The organism is Photorhabdus aballayi (assembly GCF_026153155.1).
In the GTDB taxonomy this organism is placed as follows: Bacteria; Pseudomonadota; Gammaproteobacteria; order Enterobacterales; family Enterobacteriaceae; genus Photorhabdus; species Photorhabdus luminescens.
This window is the reverse complement of the sequence record NZ_JAPFCD010000112.1, coordinates 1-3,468: the sequence shown is the minus strand read 5'-3', so window position 1 is coordinate 3,468 and position 3,468 is coordinate 1. Positions and strand designations below refer to the sequence as shown.

The 3,468-nt window shown below is 50.1% G+C and carries 1 protein-coding gene; it reads right to left on the bottom strand.

Annotated features, from left to right (window positions below):
• Positions 1-3,468, bottom strand: a 3,468-nt coding sequence (locus tag OO184_RS24595) for a non-ribosomal peptide synthetase (protein ID WP_265381414.1), incomplete at both ends; no start/stop codon positions are given.

The window sequence follows — 3,468 nt, the reverse complement described above, 5'->3', positions numbered from 1 at the left end:
TCCCATCCCACGGTCAGCTCCTTCCCCCATTTGCATACGTCCAAATAATACCGTGCCAAACACCACCTTTTGTTGTCCACTGGTGCGCGCCAATACTTGCCCCCAAGCTACATGGCATAACGTCGCCAAACTGACTCCCAAACACTTCGCTTGAGCACGCAAACGATCATTTAACTCAGTCGTCAATATCTGATGAAATTCTATGACCTGTGAACCATCATGATGCACTTCTGTTACCCCAAATGGCAACGTCGGCTCTTCTACCCCGGTCAGCATGTCGGTAAAGAAACGTGCATGCTCTGCCTGACTAATACCAAGACGGGCCTGCGCCACCAGATTACGGAAAGGTACTGGAGCTGGCAAACTGTCTCTTCGCCCAGCAAAATAGGCCTGAACTTCACTTTGCATCACTTCCAGGGTCGTATGATCACCAATCAAATGATGTAGTAATTCTAATACCCGCCAAGAGCCATCTTCCTCCTGAGCCACCACAAAACACAACAAAGGTGCCTGACTAAGGTCAAGACGATATTGACGGGGATCAAAGCGCTGAATGAGCTGATCGCTGATCTTCCCATCAGCTGGATCTAATGTTAATTCAGTCACAGACAAAGGAGCCTGACGCCACACCACCTGGCTCGGAACGGATAAGCCTTGCCAGATAAAGGCAGTGCGCAGAATATCATGTCGATTAACCACCCACTGAACCGCCGCCAGATAACGATCTAATAGCCCCCGATCAGTAAAGGATATCTGGCCTACTGACAGGTACGGATCGCCTTCATTGGCGAGCAAATGGTGAAATAGAATACCGTCCTGCAATGGTGATAACGCATAGATATCTTGGATATTAGCGATTCCGCCCGGCACTTTCCCTATAATGAGATCAATCTCAGATTGAGTTAGATCAATCAGCGGCAACATCTCTGGCGTTATTGCTGTAGTTGTCGACATGATAGCATTAGCAGGCGCTTCCAAAACCCGGTATTGCACCACCTCCTTGGCCAGTTTAGCCAGCACCGGCGATTGGAATAAATCTCGCACCGCCAACGTTAACCCTCGTTTACGTAAGCGCTCTACCATCCGCACAGCCAGTAGAGAGTGCCCCCCTAAAACGAAGAAATTGTCATATCGGCTAATCTGTTCAATGCCCAACAAATCACACCAGATAGCCGCTAATATAATTTCCACCTCTCCCTGAGGTGCTTCATAAACCTGACGAGCAAAAGCATCTGCCTCTGGAGCCGGTAATGCCCTACGATCCAATTTGCCGTTCAACGTCAACGGGAAGGCATCCAAACGGACAAAGGCTGCCGGCATCATATAATCTGGCAATAAGTTACTCAGGTGCTCACGTAAGCTATTAACTAATCCATCATTTTCTTGCGCTACCACATAAGCGACTAAACGCTTATACGGTCCTTCAGTCTGAACTAACACTCGTGCCTCACAGACCTTTGGATGTTCTGTCAATCGGGCCTCAATTTCTCCCAATTCTATTCGGAAACCGCGAATTTTTATCTGATAGTCATTACGGCCAATAAATACCAGATTGCCATCCGGCAGGTAACGCGCCAAATCTCCAGTGCGATACATCCGCGCACCTGGCTCATCATTAAACGGATCAGCCAAGAATCGTTCAGCAGTCAAGTCAGGGCGATTCAGGTAACCCCGCGCCACACCCACACCACCAATATACAGCTCACCCACCGCCCCTAGCGGCACTGGATAGCCATGGGCATCCAACAGATAAATACGTGTATTAGTCGTCGGACGTCCTATAGGAACCAATGCGTCCGTATAATCCGACGGACAAAGCCAAGTTGTGGCGCAAACAGTAGTTTCGGTCGGGCCATAATCATTAAATAGTGTCACCAGGCCACACAACGTTTGGAACAATGTCAAACTGGGGGCCTCTCCTGCAAATACTAACGTGGGCTTTATCGTTATTATTGGTAAATCTGCCTCTTGCTCGAATAAAGCCGGTGTCAGGAAAGCATGTGTTACCCGTTGTTTTTCCAAATAATGCCAAAGGCGATGCGGATCCTGACGAATCGTATCAATAGGGATGACTAGACAGGCTCCACTATTCAACGCTGTCATAATTTCCGAAACACTGGCATCAAAACCCAATGAAGCAAACTGCAATATTCGGCTAGTTTCATCAACATCAAATCGACCGATTTGTGCCAGAGCTAAGTTAACCACCCCACGATGCTCCACCATTACCCCTTTGGGTGTACCAGTAGAGCCAGAAGTATAAACCACATACGCCAAATGCTGTGACATCAACTCAGGAACCTGCGGATTGCTCTCTAATTGTTCAGTCAGAGTATTTGGGTTTAATACATTAAGTCCTTCAAGAGCTTCTTCACCCAATGCAACACGCCCGACATCATCTGCCAGCAAAATAACTGGTGCAGCGTCGGTCAGAATATGAACCAAACGCTGACTAGAATAAGCTGGATCCAGTGGCACATAAGCCCCTCCAGCTTTCAGCACCGCCAGTAGTCCTATCACCATCGCCGGTGAGCGTGTGACACAAATCGCTACTCGTTGATCCGGTTCTACTCCTAACATAATCAACTGATGAGCCAGCCGATTAGCCCGGGTATTCAGTTCGGCATAGCTGAGTGTCTGCTCCTCATATATGAGTGCTGTGGCATCAGGCGTTCTCTCCACCTGTTGTTCAAACAACTGATGAATACACAATGAATCAGGGTATACGGTCTCTGTCGCGTTCCAGGTTTTTAACAACAGCGTACGTTCCGCTTCCGGCAGAATTTCCAATGCCCGAACCGGCCTGTCCGGCGTATGTTCCAGCGCTTCCGCCAGACTTTCCAGCGCCTGCTGCATATAGTCGCATAGCCGTGCTGACTCAAAGGGTTGTACTACCTGAGCCGTCAGACCGAGAGCATCCCCAAAATCCTCCACCGACAGGGCAAACGGATAGTTAGTCCGCTCTTGTGCGCCCAGAAATTCAATACCCTTCAGGGGCTCATCTGAAGCCGTCAACGGGGCATTATGCCGGTAGTTCAGCAAGGCATTAAACAACGGCGTTCCACTGGCGACTCCACTGCAACGCTGGGCCAACGCCAGTGAAGCATGTTCATGCGTCAACAATCCCGCTAACCGGTGATGTGTTTCCCGCACCCGCTCCTGCACCGGGGTATCATCGATATCCAGTCGCAATGGTAACGTGTTGATAAATAACCCTGTGCTACTCTCGGTTCCTTCTCCCGCCTGCATCCGCCCAAACAGGACGGTACCGAACACCACTTTCTCCTGACCACTGGTACGCGATAATACCTGTGCCCAGGCCAGATGACACAGGGCCGCCAGACTGACCCCAAAACGCCGGGCCTGACTGCGCAGGCAGTCATTCAGCTCCGGTGTCAGCATCCGACGGGACTCCGTTACCTGCGAACCATCACGGTGTACCTCCGTCAATCCAAACGCCAGCGTGGG